The organism is Vogesella alkaliphila (genome assembly GCF_014652475.1).
GTDB lineage: Bacteria > Pseudomonadota > Gammaproteobacteria > Burkholderiales > Chromobacteriaceae > Vogesella > Vogesella alkaliphila.
Genome location: NZ_BMYW01000016.1, coordinates 7,159 through 22,343 on the forward strand (window position 1 = coordinate 7,159; position 15,185 = coordinate 22,343).

General features: G+C 67.2%; 12 protein-coding genes and 1 rRNA gene. 4 read left to right on the top strand and 9 right to left on the bottom strand.

All coding sequences use genetic code 11. From position 1 onward, the window contains the following. A partial coding sequence (locus tag IE100_RS16040; RefSeq protein WP_229800424.1) for a hypothetical protein occupies nucleotides 1–407 on the top strand: 407 nt, incomplete at its 5' end. Between the two features lie 53 nt (nucleotides 408–460). Then, nucleotides 461–1,351 carry a LysR substrate-binding domain-containing protein gene (locus IE100_RS16045; protein ID WP_189375595.1) on the top strand — a complete coding sequence of 297 codons (891 nt, stop codon included), beginning with the start codon at nucleotides 461–463 and terminating at the stop codon, nucleotides 1,349–1,351. A gap of 91 nt (nucleotides 1,352–1,442) precedes the next feature. On the opposite strand, the gene siaD is transcribed toward IE100_RS16045, so the two are convergent. From siaD to IE100_RS16080, 7 genes are all read right to left on the bottom strand, one after another. Continuing rightward, entirely contained in the window at nucleotides 1,443–2,234 is a 792-nt protein-coding gene (gene siaD, locus IE100_RS16050) for a biofilm regulation diguanylate cyclase SiaD (protein ID WP_189375598.1), read from the bottom strand. Continuing rightward, the gene (gene siaC / locus IE100_RS16055; RefSeq protein WP_189375600.1) at nucleotides 2,231–2,626 is read right to left on the bottom strand and encodes a biofilm regulation phosphoprotein SiaC; all 396 of its coding nucleotides are present in this window, start codon (nucleotides 2,624–2,626) and stop codon (nucleotides 2,231–2,233) included. The genes siaD and siaC overlap by 4 nt, the downstream gene beginning before the upstream one ends. Nucleotides 2,627–2,648: 22 nt before the next feature. Next, nucleotides 2,649–3,191: a biofilm regulation protein kinase SiaB gene (gene siaB / locus IE100_RS16060; RefSeq protein WP_189375601.1), complete on the bottom strand. Its 543-nt coding sequence runs from the start codon at nucleotides 3,189–3,191 to the stop codon at nucleotides 2,649–2,651. A 23-nt stretch (nucleotides 3,192–3,214) separates the two neighbouring features. Beyond that, on the bottom strand, nucleotides 3,215–5,197 hold the full coding sequence (gene siaA, locus IE100_RS16065; protein ID WP_189375603.1) for a biofilm regulation protein phosphatase SiaA: 1,983 nt from the start codon (nucleotides 5,195–5,197) through the stop codon (nucleotides 3,215–3,217). Nucleotides 5,198–5,442: 245 nt separating this feature from the next. Continuing rightward, nucleotides 5,443–8,511 (bottom strand): efflux RND transporter permease subunit, encoded by a 3,069-nt coding sequence (locus IE100_RS16070; protein ID WP_229800425.1) that lies wholly within the window; start codon nucleotides 8,509–8,511, stop codon nucleotides 5,443–5,445. Next, complete coding sequence (locus IE100_RS16075) at nucleotides 8,508–9,731, bottom strand: efflux RND transporter periplasmic adaptor subunit (protein WP_189375605.1); 1,224 nt, start codon at nucleotides 9,729–9,731, stop codon at nucleotides 8,508–8,510. Before IE100_RS16075 ends, IE100_RS16070 begins: the two co-directional genes overlap by 4 nt. A 194-nt stretch (nucleotides 9,732–9,925) precedes the next feature. Continuing rightward, a complete protein-coding gene (locus IE100_RS16080; protein ID WP_189375606.1) occupies nucleotides 9,926–12,289 on the bottom strand; it encodes an EAL domain-containing protein in 2,364 nt (787 codons plus the stop codon). A gap of 377 nt (nucleotides 12,290–12,666) precedes the next feature. Here IE100_RS16080 and IE100_RS16085 point away from each other — a divergent pair, with 377 nt between their 5' ends. Further along, nucleotides 12,667–13,920 (top strand): nitronate monooxygenase, encoded by a 1,254-nt coding sequence (locus tag IE100_RS16085; protein WP_189375608.1) that lies wholly within the window; start codon nucleotides 12,667–12,669, stop codon nucleotides 13,918–13,920. Nucleotides 13,921–13,992: 72 nt separating this feature from the next. Here IE100_RS16085 and IE100_RS16090 read toward each other — a convergent pair whose 3' ends face one another. Next, nucleotides 13,993–14,169: a hypothetical protein gene (locus tag IE100_RS16090; RefSeq protein WP_189375610.1), complete on the bottom strand. Its 177-nt coding sequence runs from the start codon at nucleotides 14,167–14,169 to the stop codon at nucleotides 13,993–13,995. Nucleotides 14,170–14,385: 216 nt separating this feature from the next. Between IE100_RS16090 and IE100_RS16095 the strand changes: the two genes are divergently transcribed. Further along, the gene (locus IE100_RS16095; RefSeq protein WP_189375612.1) at nucleotides 14,386–14,775 is read left to right on the top strand and encodes a YidB family protein; all 390 of its coding nucleotides are present in this window, start codon (nucleotides 14,386–14,388) and stop codon (nucleotides 14,773–14,775) included. A 173-nt stretch (nucleotides 14,776–14,948) separates the two neighbouring features. On the opposite strand, the gene rrf is transcribed toward IE100_RS16095, so the two are convergent. Beyond that, nucleotides 14,949–15,061 (bottom strand): 5S ribosomal RNA (gene rrf / locus IE100_RS16100). Nucleotides 15,062–15,185 lie beyond the last annotated feature (124 nt).

Below are 15,185 nucleotides of genomic sequence, written 5' to 3' on the forward strand. Positions count from 1 at the left end.
GCCGGATCAGGATCCGGCGGGACACCGTGAGACAGAGCAAAACCCTGACAAACAGGGCGATACAGCCAGTACCCGGCGACGCCGGACACCGTGGTGATCCGCTGCGGCACGACCCATTCGTTGCCGCGGCATCACGCCTACCACACACCTGTCGGACAGGGCAGGTTCCTCATGGTGCGCTTGCCGGCCACGCCGCAAGCCCACCCATCATTCGTCTGGCCACCCGCCGCAAGCGGGTCATGCCAAAAAATCCGTCAGAACAAAAACAATCTTGCGCCGGAGTCGCGCATGAGAATATTGCATTGCTCAAAAATAATGCACTGCGGCAAACGGCCGCCGCACAATGCGCTAAGTCGTTCATCTTTATCGGCAGCGCGCTAGAGAATACCGGCAAGATCCATGGTTGACAAAGCATTAATACGCATGTTTAACATGCATAAAACTCATGGCGAATCCGTAGATGAAACTCCCTCCCCTCAACGCGCTGCGCGTGTTCCTGGTGGCCGCCGAACAGCTGTCGTTCACCCGGGCCGGCGACACCCTGCACCTGACCCAGGGCGCGGTCAGCCGCCATATCCAGTCGTTGGAAGCGCACTACGGGCTGCAACTGTTCGTGCGCCAGGCACGCGGGCTGGCGTTGACGCCGGAGGGCATGGCGCTGCTGCCGGCGGTGCGCGACGCCTTCCACCGCATCGAGGCGGCCAGCGACGCCATCAACCGCCGCAGCCGCGAGCTGCGCATCAAGACCAGCCCGTCGATCGCCGCGCGCTGGGTGCTACCCAAGCTGGCCGGTTTCCGCGCCCGCCATCCGGAGCTGATCGTCAGCATGATCTCGATCACCGGCTTCGATCCCAATTTCAAGAGCCGCGAGTACGACATCTCGTTCCAGGCCAGCCTGACCAAGGAAGCGGGGCTGGTCTACCACCGCCTGCGCCCGGCGCGCTTCATCCCGGTGGCGGCGCCGGCGCTGTTCGGCAACGCCGCACCGCCGGCGCCGGCCGCGTTCCGCGACTACCCGCTGCTGCACCCGTCGCACGACGACAACTTCTGGCAGCACTGGTTTGCACTGGCCGGGGTGGAGGTCAGCGGCAATCTCGACGCCTACACCTTCGACACGCTGGATCTGGCGATCACCGCCACCCTGCGCGGCATGGGCATCACCCTCGCCGACGAGAGCATGATCGGCGAGGAGCTGGCCAACGGCAGCCTGGTCGCACTGTCCGACATCGCGCTGCAGACCGAGTGGGCCTACTACCTGATCTACCCTCAGGAGCTGGCCGACCTGCCGAGCGTGATCGCGTTCCGCGACTGGGCGCTGGCGGAATTCGCCGAAGCGGGCGCCGGCGGCTGAGGCCGGCGCAGGACAAGGGAAAACACGGGGAAGCGGATGCGGCAGGACGCCGCGGGGACATCGTCACCGCCGTGGCCGGCGGTGACCGGGCTCAGTCGGCCAGTCGCTGGCTGTCGCGCCCGTCGCGCTTGGCCTGCAGCAGCGCGGCATCGGCACGGTTGAGCAGCCCGGAATAGCTCTCGCCGCCGCCGCGGTACTGCGCCAGCCCGGCGCTGACCGTGACCGACAGCACCTCGTCGCCGACCCGCACCTTCAGCTGGCCGATGCAGCCGCGCACGCGGCGCACGATGTCGTCGGCCAGCGCCAGCGTCGACTCCGGCAGGATGATCAGGAACTCCTCGCCGCCCCAGCGGCCGCACAGGTCGTACTCGCGCACCTCCGCCTCCATCACCCGCGCCGTCTCGATCAGCACGGTGTCGCCGACATCGTGGCCGTGGCCGTCGTTGATGCGCTTGAAGCGGTCGATGTCGAGCATGGCGACGCAGAAGGGGTGGCCGAGGCGCTCGCTGCGCTCCATCTCCGCCTTCAGCCGCTCGATCAGCGGGCGACGGTTGGCCAGCGCGGTGAGCGGGTCGTGGGTGGCGGCCTCCTTCAGCGCGATGTTCAGCTCGCGCATCATGTGCTGGTAGCGGTCGGAGATGCGCGCCACCTTTTCCAGCTGGCGCAGTTGCTTGTCGAAGCGCTCGGCCAGGCTCAGCTCGCGCTGCCGCGCCATGCTCTGGTAGGCGTCCGACATGCGGGTGATGCGCTCCATGCGGTTGAGCAGTTCGCGGTACTGGAACCACAGCTGGCCCAACGCGAAATTCAGCGGATGCTCGCGCAGGTCCGGGTCCGCCAGCAGGCGCTTGATCAGCGTTTCCAGCTCGCCGTTGTCGCGGCTCATGATGCGCAGGCGGCCGGATCCAGCGCCAGGATGGCAAACGGGAAGGTGCAGTCTTCCTTGAATTCTTCGGCCAGCTCCGCCACCCGCTCGTTGCGCGGGTCGTAGCGCCAGTTCACTGCCACCGGCTTGCCGTCGCGGTGCGCCTCTTCCAGCAGGTCGAAGATGTCCATCATCGCCTTGATGCTGCTGGTATTGAGGTACAGCAGGCGCAGCTCCAGCGTCAGCGGGCGGCCGGCTTCCAGCAGGAAGCGCTCGACCCAGCTGAATACCTGCTGGAACAGTTCGTAGGAATTTTCCGGATAGGAGTCCCCCTGCATCGACAGGATGCCTTGGTCCCAGTCGCCGCCGATGGCGGGAGTGGATTGACTGCCGGGGATGGAGAAGTTGCTCATCTTCTGGGTGCTCGGTAAAGGTTCAGATCTCGGCGCGCAGGCTGACAAAGGCGCGGCCATCCGTCAACCGGCGCAGGTTGCCCTGCAGCGGCGCGCTGGACTTGCGGGCGATGTCGATCAGCCCCAGCCCGGCGCCGCTGGCGGCCTCGGCCTCGCGCGGCTTGCGCAGCTGCTCCTTGTAGCGCGCCTTCAGCGCCGCCTTGTCGAGGCCGGCCAGCTCGTCGATGCAGGCCAGCAGGGCCTCGCCGTCGGCCTGCTCGATGATGTTGCCGGCGGACACCACGTAGTGGCCGGCGTCGTTGCGCGCCACCACCACGGTGGCGCTGGCGTCGGTCTCGGTCCAGCCTTTCTGCTGCGCGTAGTGGCGGATGTTCTGCGTCAGCTCGATGTAGACGCCGAACACATCCATCGCCGATGACGGGTGCGCGTGGTCCGCCGCCAGGTAGTTGCGCAGCGCGTTGCCAATTTCCTCGATCAGGCTGCGCGAGATCGGGCCATTGAAGCACAGCATGATCTGCTGGCGGTTATAGCTCTCGCGCATGCTGAACAGGTCAAACGGTTCCATGGAAGCTCCCCCCTGGTTGGGCATCAGTCAAAACGGAAACACAGCATGGTGATGTCGTCGCGCTGCGCGTGCCGGCCCTGGTACTCGGCCAGCGTGGCGCTGAACGCCTGCCCCTGCTCGTCCAGCGGCAGGCGGGCATGGCGGCGGATCATGTCGGCGAAACGGCTGCTGCCAAAGCCGTAGCCCAGCTCGCCACCGGCCTGGTCGAGGAAACCGTCGGTGGTCATGTAGAAGCTGCGCCCGGCTTGCAGCGGCAATTGTGCATTCTGGTACTCGCCGATGCGTTTGTCACCAATGGCGCGCCGCGCGCCGGGCAGCTCGCCGACGTCGTCGCCGTCGCTGTAGTACAGCGCGATCTTGGCGCCGGCGAAGGTGACCGTGCGCGCCTGCAGGTCGACGCAGGCAAAACCGGCGTCCATATTGGTGGCCAGCACGTGGCCGCCGCGCTCCTCGCGCAGCATGCCGCGCAGGATGCGGTCGCAGCGGGTGAGGATGCCGGCCGGATCGTCCATGCCGACGTCGACGATCGCCTGGTCGATGGCGGCGTGCGCCAGCATCGTCATCAGCGCGCCCGGCACGCCGTGGCCGGCGCAGTCGACCACCCCGAACAGCAGGGTGTGCTCGCCGGCACGGTAGACGTAGAAATCGCCGCCGACCACGTCACGCGGCCGCCACAGCACCGCGTGCTTCTCGCCCAGCGCCTGCACCAGCTGGCGGTCGGGCAGCATCGCGCGCTGGATCAGGCTGGCGTAGTCGATGGAGTCGTCGATCTTCTTGTGCGCGGCCGCCATCTCGCGATTGGCCTCTTCCAGCGCGCGGGTGCGTTCGCGCACGCGGTGCTCCAGCTCGCTGGTATGGCTGCGCACCTTGTGCGCCATCACGCCGAAGGCGGCGCTCAGCTCGCCGATCTCGTCGTCGCGCTCCGCCGGCAGCGCCACCTCGTACTGCCCGGCCGCCATCGCCTGCGCCGACTTGCGCAGCTGGCTGATCGGGCGCAACACCAGCTTTTCCACCGCGTAGGCAAAGCCCAGCAGCAGCGCCGCCAGCAGCACCGCCAGCGCGATCAGCGCCGGGGTCAGCCACGGGCCGTCGAACACCCGCGCCGCATTGAGATCCACCGCGGTCACCACGTGCCAGCCCAGCTCCGGGATGAAGCTCAGCGCCAGCAGCTGCTGCTTGCCGCCCAGCGTCGCCCACAGCATGGCCACCTCGCCGGGACGGGACTCGGCCTGCCGCATCGCCAGCCGCAGCGCCTGCCGCTCCTGGGCGTCGCCCAGCTGCTGCTGCAGGCCGCCCGCCCCCTTGCCGGAGGCGGAGTCGAGCGCGATCAGCCGCGGATCGGGGTGGGCCTGGATCGCACCCTGGCGGTTGAGGATCATCGGCGTGATGCCGGCCTCGCGGCTGCGGATGAAGTCGTCGAGGAAGGTGGTCAGCTCCAGCCCGGTGCCGGCCAGGCCGACCTTCTGCCCGTTCTCGTGCACGATGACGTTGATCCACGCCTTGGTCACCTTCAGCTGGCGGTCGTGGTTGACGTTGATGTTGAAGGTGGCGGTGTCGCGCAGGGTATTGAAGTACCAGCCGTCGTCGGCCTTGTCGGCGCGCAGCAGGTAGCGCGCGGATTCGGTGTGCGGGCTCTTGCCGTCGTTGAAGTAGTAGGCGTGCGTGCGGTTGCTGATCAGGAAGTAGGAGTGGTCGCGGAAGTCGCGGCGGTAGCCTTCCGCCTCGCGGAAGAACAGCTCGCGCTTGGCGACGTCGGCCTCGTCGCGCAGCCACTGGCGAGTGACCTCGGAGTCGGCCAGCCGCAGCGACAGCGCCAGCTCGCGCGACAGCGGCGCGAAGATCTTCTCGCGTTGCAGCAGCGTGGTGTTGCGCGCGAAGGCCTCGCCGAAGTGGGTGCGGATGCTGTCCACCACCTGCCAGCCGATCAGCGCGGCCGGCACCAGGGCAATGAGACAGGCCAGCAATAATGCCAGCAACGATTTTCCCCGCAGGCCCAGCATTGCCATGTGCATCTCTTTATGTCTTTTGATAATCAAGGGATTATGCCGCGCGGACTGCGGGGCGGCAATCGAGGTGGCGCGCTGCGGACTGCGGCCAACCCTGACGGCAGTAGGGTTGAGGTGTTTGCTAGTAAATGACCGCGGCCAACCAAAGCATTCACTATCAAATCATCAGGATAGGGCGACATGAAAAACGACAGCCCGGCAGCGGGATGCCGGGCTGTCGCGATGCCGGGCGGGCAGCGAGCGCGCTACGCCGCCTGCGGCACGGCGGCGCGGCGCCGCCCCAGCTGGTCAAACCACAGGTACAGCACCGGGGTGATGTACAGCGTGATCAGCTGCGAGAACAGCAGCCCGCCGACCACCGCCAGCCCCAGCGGCTGGCGCAGTTCGGCACCGGCGCCCAGCCCCAGCGCGATCGGCAGCGCGCCCATCATCGCCGCCAGCGTGGTCATCAGGATCGGGCGCAGCCGCAGCAGGCAGGCGGTGCGGATGGCGTCGAACGGGGCCATGCCCTGCTCGCGCTGCGCCGCCAGCGCAAAGTCGATCATCATGATCGCGTTCTTCTTCACGATGCCGATCAGCATCAGGATGCCGATGCTGGCGATGATGGTCAGCTCCTGACCGGACAGCATCAGCGCCCCCAGCGCGCCCATCGCCGCCGACGGCAGGCCGGCGAGGATGGTCAGCGGGTGGATGTAGCTCTCGTACAGCACGCCCAGCAGCACGTAGATCACCAGCACCGCCACCGCCAGCAGCACGGTCTGGCTGCCCTGCGACTGGGCGAAGGCGGCGGCGTCGCCGCCGTAGCTGGTGAAGATGCTGGCCGGCAGGCCGATGTCGGCGGCGATCGCCTGCAGCCGGGTGTCGGCATCGCCCAGCGCTACGCCGGGGGCGAGGTTGAACGATACCGTCACCGCCGGCAGCTGGCCCTGGTGGTTGACCGACACCGGCCCGACGCTGCGCTCGACGCTGGCCAGCGCCGACAGCGGCACCAGCGTGCCGTTGCCGCTGCGCACCGACAGCCGCGTCAGGTCGTTCTCGTTGACGCGGTAGCGCTCGTCCAGCTGCATCACCACCGGGTAGCTGTCGGACGGGGTGTAGATGGTGGACACCTCGCGCTGGCCGAAGGCGGCGTACAGCGTGTTGCGGATCGCCTGCAGGCTGACGCCCAGCTGTGCCGCCTGTTCGCGGTTGACCACCAGCCGCGCCTGCAGCCCCTTGAGCTGGGCGTCGCTGCTCACGTCCTGGAACATCGGCTCGGCGCGCATCGCGCGTTCCAGCTTGTCCGACCACTCGTACAGCGCCGCCGACTCCACGCTCTGCAGCACGTACTGGTAGCGGCTCTTGGACGAGCGGCCGCCCAGGCGCAGGCTCTGCACCGGGTTGATGAACGAGCTGAGCCCGGTGACGCGGCCCAGCTCGCGGCGCAGTTCGCCGACCACGCTGTCCATGTCCGCACGTTGGCCGCGCGGCTTCAGCGACACGAACATGCGCCCGCCGCCGCTGTTCAGCGACGAGGTGACGCTGGCGACGTGGCGGTTGGCGCGCACGATGTCGCTGGCGCGCTGCTGCAGCTCGGCCAGGCGCTGGTAGGACACGTCCTGGCCGGCGTCGGTGATGATGGTGATCTGGCCGTTGTCCTCGTTCGGGAAGAAGCCCTTCGGGATCGCCACGAACATCCACGCCGAGCCGGCGAAGGTCAGCAGCGCCACCAGCAGCGTGGTGCGGCGCCAGTGCAGCGCCCCGTCCAGTGTGCGCCGGTACGCAGCCAGCACCGCAGCGAAGGCGCGCTCGAAGCTGCGCGCCAGCGGATTGTGCAGCGTGCTGTGCGACTGGTCGCCGCGCAGGAAGCGTGCGGCCAACATCGGGATCAGCGTCAGCGACACCAGCGCCGACACCAGCACCGCCATGGTCACCACCACCGCGAACTCGTGGAACAGCAGCCCGATCACCCCCTCCATGTAGAAGATCGGGATGAAGATCGCCACCAGCGACAGCGAGATCGACACGATGGTGAACGCCACCTCGCGCGAGCCGCGCAGCGCCGCCTCCAGCGCCGACAGCCCCTGCTCGCGGTAGCGCACGATGTTCTCCAGCACCACCACCGCATCGTCGACCACCAGCCCCACCGCCAGCGTCAGCGCCAGCAGCGTGATGTTGTTGAGGCTGAAGCCGAGGAAGAACATCAGCGCCAGCGTGCCGATGATGGACACCGGCAGCGACAGCGCCGGGATCGCCGTCGCCGCCGCGCGCTGCAGGAAGATGAAGATCACCATCACCACCAGCGCCACCGTCAGCATCAGCGTCAGGTTGACGTCGTGCACCGCCTCGCGGATCGACTGCGAGCGGTCGCTCAGCGGCGCGATGCGCACCGAGCCGGGCAGCTGCGCCTCCAGCTTCGGCAGCGCGGCGCGGATGGCGTCGACCACCGCCACGGTATTGCCGTCGGCCTGGCGGAACACCGCCAGCACGATGGAGCGCTCGCCGTTGACCCAGCTGCCGGTCTTCAGGTTTTCCACGCTGTCCTCCACCGTCGCCACGTCGGCCAGGCGCACCACGCTGCCCTGCCGCTGCGCGATCGCCAGCGCGGCGAATTCGGCGGCGTTGCGCAGCTGGCGGTTGCTCTGGATGGTGAGGATCTGCGCCGGGCCTTCCAGCGTGCCCAGCGGCGTGTTGACGTTGGCCGCACGTACCGCGGTGGCGATGTCCTCCAGCGTCAGGTCCAGCGCCGCCAGCTTCTGCGGGTCCGGCTTGATGCGCACCGCGTAGCGCTTCTGGCCGAAGATCTGCACCTGCGCCACGCCCTCCAGCGTCGACAGCGTCGGCGAAACCAGGTTTTCGGCGTAGTCGTTGAGCGCGGTCAGCGCCAGCGACGGCGAGTTCACCGCCAGCAACAGGATGGGCGCGTCGGCGGGGTTGACCTTGCGATAGGACGGCAGCTGCGTCATCTCGGTCGGCAGGCCGCGCTGCGCGCGCAGCAGCGCGGCCTGCACGTCGACCGCGGCGGCGTCGATGTCGCGGCCGGACACGAACTCCAGCGTGATCGAGGTGCTGCCCTGGGTGCTGCTGGAGCTGATGATGCTGAGGCCGGGAATGGTGGCGAACTGCTTTTCCAGCGGCGTGGCCACCGACGAGGCCATGGTTTCCGGGCTGGCGCCGGACAGGTTGGCGGAGACGTTGATGGTGGGCGTGTCGAAGCTCGGCAGCGCGGCGATCGGCAGCCGCCCCAGCACCAGCAGGCCGCCGACCACCAGGCTCAGGCACAGCAGCACCGTCATTACCGGGCGGCGGATGCACAGTTCGGACAGGTTCATCATGGCGCCACCCCGGCTGCGGCGGAGGCCGCCGCCGTGCGGCCAACGTTGGCCGCAACAGGCGGGCAGCCGGCCGTCTCAGACTGGACGGCGGCCGGCGCCGCACGCGGCTTGGCACGGCTCACCGCCACCGTCTCGCCGGGGCGCACGTTCTGGCCGCCGCTGCTGATCACCCTGGTGCCGGCGGCCACGCCGCGCACGATGGCCTGCTCGTCCTGTACCGCCAGCAGCGTCAGCGGCAGGCGCCGCACCTTGTTGTCCTGGTCCACGCCGTAGGTGAACTGGCCGTCGGGGCCGGTCACCAGCGCCGCCACCGGCAGCGCCACCGCGTCGCGGTAGTGGCCGGCGTCCAGCGTCACGCGCACGAACTGGCCCGGCCACAGTGCGCGGCCGGCGTTGGCAAACTGCGCCTTGAGCAGCACGTTGCCGTTGCTGCTGTCCACCGCGCTGTCGATGAAGCTCAGCCGGCCCTGATGGCAGCTGCCGTCCGCCTCGTTCAGCGCGTACACCGTCAGCGGCGCCTGCGCCTGGGCCTGGCGCACCGCCGGCAGCTGCCGTTCCGCCAGGTAGAAGCTGACCGCCACCGGTGCGACGCGGGTGATGGTCAGCAGCGGGCTTGCCATAGACGGCTGTACCAGCGCGCCCGGCGACAGGCTGATGGCGCCGACCTGGCCGGCCACCGGCGCGCGCAGCGTCTTGCGCGCCAGCTGCACCTGCACCGCCTCGATCTGCGCGCGGTCGGCGGCAAGGTTGGCCGCAAGCGACTCCACCCTCGCCTGCACCGTGTCCAGCGCGCTCTGCGAGATGAACTGCTGCTGCTTCAGCTCCTGGCTGCGCGAGAGCTCGCGGCGGGCGATGTTCAGCTGCGCCTGGTTGGCGGCCAGCGCGGCGCGCGCCTTGGCCAGCTCCGCCCGCTCGGCGGCGGCGTCCAGCTCGACCAGCACCTCGCCCACCGCCACCTGCTGTCCTTCCCGCACGCGGATGGCGGCAATCACGCCGCTGTCCTGCGGCCGCAGCTCCAGCCGGTCCAGCGCGGTGACGTTGCCGTTGGTGCTGAGCCGGATGCCGGCCGGCGCGTTGCTGACCGGGCTGAGCTCGACGCTGGTGGCGCGCTTGCCGCGCGCGGCGTTGGCCGGTGCCGGAGAATCGGCCCCCTGCTGCCACCAGATGGCGCCGCCCAGCGCCGTGATGAGCGCCGCCGCGAGGAAAGGTTTGTGCTTCATGACTATGCCTGCCGTTAAGCCCGCGCCCGTCACGGCGGCCACCGACGGAGTCAAGCCGGGGCCGGCGCGGCGCGGGGAACCTGAGAAGGAGAAATGCGCTGCGTAGCACGCAGATTAACGGCTAACCATGAAAACCGGGAGCGGCAATTCGTTAAGAAATCTTGGATGGCATGGGGGCCGCGCCGCGGCCACGCTCAGCGCACGTGCTGCTGGAAGTGCTCCAGCTCCGCCAGCGGCATCGGCCGGCCGTACAGGAAGCCCTGGTACAGCTCGCAGCCGTGCTCGTAGAGGAACTGCTGCTGCGCCTCGGTCTCCACCCCTTCCGCCACCACCTGCAGCGACAGGCTGCGGCTGATCGACAGGATGGCGGTGACGATGGCGGCGTCGTCGGCGTCGCTGGTCATGTCGCGGATGAAGCTCTGGTCGATCTTGATCTGGTCCAGCGGCAGCTTTTTCAGGTAGGACAGCGAGGAGTAGCCGGTGCCGAAGTCGTCCATCGAGAAGCGGATGCCCATCTGGCGCAGCTGGTTCATCTTGCGGACGGTATCGTCGACGTTGTCGATGACGATGCTCTCGGTGAACTCCAGCTTCAGCCGGGCCGGCGGCGCGCCGGTCTCGGCCAGGATGGTGCGCACCTCGTCGACGAAGCCGGCGTGGCGGAACTGACGGATGCTGACATTGATCGACAGCGTCAGCGCCGCGTACTGCGGCTGGCGGGCCCAGCGCGCCAGCGTCTGGCAGGCGCTGCGCAGCACCCACTGCCCGATCGACAGGATGGTGCCGGTCTCCTCCGCCAGCGGGATGAACTGGTTCGGCGAGATCCAGCCGACCATCGGGTGGTGCCAGCGCAGCAGCAGCTCGGCACCGACCAGACGGCCGCCGCGATCGACCTGCGGCTGGGCGTAGATCTGCAGCTCGTTCAGCTCCTGCGCGTGGTACAGCGCACTCTGGATCACCGCGCGGATCTCCAGCGCGTACTGCATCTCGATATTGTAGAAACACAGCGTGTTGCGGCCGGCGGCCTTGGCGTCGTACAGCGCGAGATCGGCGTGCTTGAGCAGGTCGTCCAGCGCGGCCTGCTCGCCATGGAACAGGCTGATGCCGACGCTGGCCGTGGTCTGGAACACGCGCGGGCTGTTCTTGCGCTCGAAGGAAAACGGCAGGCCGACCGCCAGCCGGATCTGCTCCGCCAGTTGCTCGGCGCGGCTGGCCGCCCGGGCCTCGTCCTTGGCCAGCCCCTCCAGGATCACCACGAACTCGTCGCCGCCGAGCCGCGCCACGGTGTCCTCGGCGCGTACGCACTCGCGCAGGCGCAGCGCGATGCACTGCAGGAAGCTGTCGCCGACATCGTGGCCCTGGGTGTCGTTGAGGGTCTTGAAGTGGTCGAGGTCGAGCAGCAGGATCGCGCCGTACAGGCCGCTGCGCTCGCTGCGCACCAGCGCGTAGCGCAGGCGGTCGAGGAACAGGCGCCGGTTGGGCAGCTCGGTGAGCACGTCCTGGAACGCCAGCGTGCTGATCTGCTGCTGGTAGGCCTTGCGCTCGCTGATGTCCTCGATAAAGCTGATGAAGTAGTGTGGCCGGCCGTCGCCGTGGCGCACCAGCGACACCGTCAGGTTGGCCCACACCAGGGCGCCGTCGCCGCGCAGGTAGCGTTTTTCCAGCTGGTAGGTGTCGATCTCGCCGGCCAGCAGCTGTGCCACCCGCGCCAGGTCGGCGTCCAGATCCTCGGGATAGGTCACCGCCTGGAAGGTGCGCGCCACCAGTTCGGCGCGGTCGAGGCCGAGGATGTCGCACAGCTTGCCGTTGACCTTGAGCAGGCTGCCGTCGGGCGCCACCAGCGCGATGCCGACCGCAGCCTGCTCGAAAATCACCTCGAAGCGCTCGTCGCGTTCCTGCCGTTCCAGCAGCAGGTCCAGCTCGGCGCGGCGCAGCGCCAGCTCCAGCAGCTGGCGCTGGTGATAGGTCCACAGCAGGCTGCCCATCACGAAGAAGCCGAGCAGCTGCACGCCGGCCAGCGTCAGACCGGACTCGACGAACAGCCGCCAGCCCTGCTGCCATGGCGGGATCAGCAGCAGCGACAGCGCCTCGGCCAGCCCGGCCCAGCAGCCGACCAGCAGGCCGAGACGCAAGGGGTGCGCGAGTCGCGGCATCGCCGCCGGAAACGGCTGCGCCGCCAGCAGCGGCCGACTCTGGTAGCGCAACAGCCACAGGGTGCCCAGCAGGTTCAGCGTCAGCCCGAACGCGCCGGCCACGGCGCCGGCGCCGCCCAGATGCAGGCGGAACAGGCAACCGGCCAGCGCGGTGATGCCGCCCACCCACGGCCCGCCAAACAGGATGGCGACCCCAAGGATGGCGCCACGCGCATCGAGTACCACCCCCGGCGCCACCGCAAACGGATAGGCCAGCGTGTAGAGCATGGCACCGGTAAAGATCAGCGCCAGTGCCACGTTGCGCCAGCGCAGCCGCGCGCCGGGGATGACCGCCAGCACCGCCACATACAGCCCGAACAGGCCGAGGATGGGCAACAGTGTTGGCAACAGTCCAAGCAGTACTGCCATAACCCGCCTCTTCGACACGCCACAACACGCAATCGCGGCACCGCCAGCACGGGCCGCCCTTAAATGACATGCAAATAGCCATGCTCAGGTATCACTATAGCTGGCAATCCCCGCTTGCAAAGCAGAACCACTACCACTTGTCATTGCCGTCACCGCACACGGGCTCAGGGCCAACAGCGGGGCTGAACGTTGGCCGCAGCGCGCAGTCCCAGCCTTGTACGCCACCATCGCTCCCCGAAACTGCCGGCCGACGCCGACACACGCGGCGAGACCGGGCAGGGCCGAAAATGGTATGATATTGAGCGAGCAATTACTCTAAAGCTGGCCTGCGGTCTGGATCGCGGCTCCCCGGCAACACGGAAACGGACACCAAAGCAATGAAGTGCGTAGATGACTTTCGCCTGAAACTGGGCGACAAAGAGCTGGTCCCCATCATCACCGGTGGCATGGGCGTGGACATTTCCACCGCCGCGCTGGCGCTGGAAGCTGCCCGCCTTGGCGGCATCGGCCACATCTCGGACGCCATGGTGCCGACCGTTACCGACCGCCGCTTCAACACCAAGTACGTCAAGGACAAGCTGAAGCAGTACAAATTCAACGTCGAGAACAGCGACAAGTCGGTGGTGCAGTTCAACCTCGGCCTGCTGGAAGAGGCGACCAAGCTGCACGTCGGCCACACCATGGACGCCAAGCGCGGCGACGGCATGGTGTTCATCAACTGCATGGAAAAGCTGACCATGAACGCGCCGAAGGACACCCTGCGTGTCCGCATGCGTGCCGCCATGGACGCCGGCATCGACGGCATCACCCTGGCCGCCGGTCTGCACCTGGGCAGCTTCGCCCTGATCGAGGACCACCCGCGCTTCCGCGACGTGAAGCTGGGCATCATCGTGTCGTCGCTGCGCGCGTTGCAGCTGTTCCTGAAGAAGAGCGCCCGCACCAACCGCCTGCCCGACTACATCGTGATCGAAGGCCCGCTGGCCGGCGGCCACCTCGGCTTCGGCCTCGACTGGGCGCAGTACGACCTGGCCACCATCGTCGCCGAGATCCGCGACTGGCTGGTCGAGCAGAAGCTGGACATCCCGCTGGTCCCCGCCGGCGGCATCTTCACCGGCACCGACGCCACCAACTTCCTGGAAATGGGCGCCGCCGCCGTGCAGGTCGCCACCCGCTTCACCGTCACCCGAGAATGCGGCCTGCCGGAGAACGTGCAGCAGGAATACTTCAAGGCCAGCGAGGACGAGATCGAGGTCAACCAGATCTCGCCGACCGGCTACCCGATGCGCATGCTGAAGAGCAGCCCGGCCATCGGCGACATCATCCGCCCCAACTGCGAGGCCTACGGCTACCTGCTCGACGCCTCCGGCAATTGCCAGTACATCGACGCCTACAACCGCGAACACGCCGCCCACCCGGGCGAGCGCCGCGTGCGCATCTGGGACAAGACCTGCCTGTGCACCCACATGCGCAACTTCGACTGCTGGACCTGCGGCCACTACACCTACCGCCTGAAGGACACCACTCATCGCAACGCCGATGGCAGCTACCAGATCCTCAGCGCCGAACACGTGTTCCACGACTACCAGTTCAGCAAGGACAACCGCATCGCCCTGCCGGAAGCCAGCGTCTGAAACGCAGCCAAACAAAAAGCCGCTACCCAGTAGCGGCTTTTTTCATGTGCGGCCAACGTTGGCCGCAACGGCTTACTTAGACTGCGGCTTCACCTGCTGCAGCAACTGTCCCAGCAGCGGATTTCCCTTGCCGGCGGACTTGCCGTCGTTGGAATCCTTGCCGAAGCGGTCCGGCGAACCCTTCTTGCGGATATCGTCTTTCAGCTTGACTGCAGCCAGACGCTGCATGTCGAAATAATTGATCGGCATGATACTCTCCCAAAATGCGAACGCGGCAGTATGCGCCAGTCGCGCGACAAAGTCCACGCCATTGCCGTCATCCAGCCTCCGTAACACAAATAAAAACAGCGGCTTAGCCAAACACGCCACAAACCGGCAAGCCGCGACGGAACATCCGCGATAAATGCATTGTCTGTAACCGGACTATGGTTTAAACCAGAATCTCCCCCAACAGAAAGGTCGATCATGAGCCTGTTCAATCAACTTGGCAGTCTGCTGGATAACGGCGGCGACAGTAACTGGTTAAGCAGCGCCAACACGCTGCTGGAGCAAAACGGCGGCGTCAGTGGCCTGGTCGAGAAATTCCAGAGCGGCGGCCTGGGCGAAATCGTCAACTCCTGGGTCGGCACCGGCAGCAACCTCGGCATCACCCCGGAGCAGATCGAGTCGGTGCTCGGCCAGGGCCAGCTCGGCGATATCGCCGCCAAGCTGGGGCTGGACAGCAGCCAGCTGTCGCAGCAACTGGCCGAACACCTGCCCACCCTGATCGACAGCCTGACGCCGGGTGGCGAGCTGCCCGCCGACAACCTGCTGGCGCAAGGGCTGGACCTCGCCAAGGGGCTGTTCAACCGCTGAGCATGGTGGTGGCTTCCGGACGGCCGCCCCGGCAAGGTGGGTAAGCTTGGCTGCATCTCCAGCCCATCCAAAAGCCAAGCCCGGCCGTCAGGCCGGGCTTTCCGTGTCCCGTATTCGAGCGCACCACAAAGCACAAAGCCCAGCTCGGTTGAGCTGGGCTTCGTTCAAGGGGCGTCTGGCGGTGTCCTACTTTCACACAGGTATCTGCACTATCATCGGCGCTAAGGCGTTTCACGGTCCTGTTCGGAATGGGAAGGCGTGGGACCACCTCGCTATGGCCACCAGACATAAACTGTCACAAATCAAAGAAGCCTAGCTGAGTCTGTTACTCAGCCGGTAGAAGATCTTTTGTATCGCGTTTCCGCTTCGCTCTGCCATCCCGGCAAAGCCACTCAAATGATAGGATCAAG

Bases quoted from the DNA above. Each gene is read 5' to 3' on its own strand.
- IE100_RS16045 (WP_189375595.1), top strand. From the start codon at position 461: ATGAAACTCCCTCCCCTCAACGCGCTGCGCGTGTTCCTGGTGGCCGCC.
- siaD (WP_189375598.1), bottom strand. From the start codon at position 2,234: ATGAGCCGCGACAACGGCGAGCTGGAAACGCTGATCAAGCGCCTGCTG.
- siaC (WP_189375600.1), bottom strand. From the start codon at position 2,626: ATGAGCAACTTCTCCATCCCCGGCAGTCAATCCACTCCCGCCATCGGC.
- siaB (WP_189375601.1), bottom strand. From the start codon at position 3,191: ATGGAACCGTTTGACCTGTTCAGCATGCGCGAGAGCTATAACCGCCAG.
- siaA (WP_189375603.1), bottom strand. From the start codon at position 5,197: ATGGCAATGCTGGGCCTGCGGGGAAAATCGTTGCTGGCATTATTGCTG.
- IE100_RS16070 (WP_229800425.1), bottom strand. From the start codon at position 8,511: ATGATGAACCTGTCCGAACTGTGCATCCGCCGCCCGGTAATGACGGTG.
- IE100_RS16075 (WP_189375605.1), bottom strand. From the start codon at position 9,731: ATGAAGCACAAACCTTTCCTCGCGGCGGCGCTCATCACGGCGCTGGGC.
- IE100_RS16080 (WP_189375606.1), bottom strand. From the start codon at position 12,289: ATGGCAGTACTGCTTGGACTGTTGCCAACACTGTTGCCCATCCTCGGC.
- IE100_RS16085 (WP_189375608.1), top strand. From the start codon at position 12,667: ATGAAGTGCGTAGATGACTTTCGCCTGAAACTGGGCGACAAAGAGCTG.
- IE100_RS16090 (WP_189375610.1), bottom strand. From the start codon at position 14,169: ATGCCGATCAATTATTTCGACATGCAGCGTCTGGCTGCAGTCAAGCTG.
- IE100_RS16095 (WP_189375612.1), top strand. From the start codon at position 14,386: ATGAGCCTGTTCAATCAACTTGGCAGTCTGCTGGATAACGGCGGCGAC.